1 protein-coding gene is annotated in these 255 nt (G+C 77.6%); it reads right to left on the reverse strand.

Features of this window, described 5'->3' with window-relative positions; genetic code table 11:
- A partial coding sequence (locus tag G3I53_RS24975) for a hypothetical protein (protein WP_164438795.1) occupies positions 1-255 on the reverse strand: 255 nt, incomplete at both ends.

Genomic DNA, 255 nt, shown 5'->3' on the forward strand with positions numbered 1-255 from the left:
CTCCTCGCAGCGCACGGCCAGTTCGGCCAGCTCGGCGGCCGCCTCGTCCACCGACGCCTGCACCTCCAGCAGGCTGGGGGCCCCGGCCGACCCGCCCTGCGCGAAGTGCGCGCCGAGCAGATCGCCCTCGGCGGTCACGGCGGTCAGCCCGGGCCGGGCGTACACCAGCTGCTCGGCGTCCTCCAGGGTGCCGACGACGACGATCCCGCGCAGCAGCCGGCGCACGGCGGGCATCAGCTCGTCCGGGCCGCGCAC

It is taken from the genome of Streptomyces sp. SID14436, from assembly GCF_010548465.1.
In the GTDB taxonomy this organism is placed as follows: Bacteria; Actinomycetota; Actinomycetes; order Streptomycetales; family Streptomycetaceae; genus Streptomyces.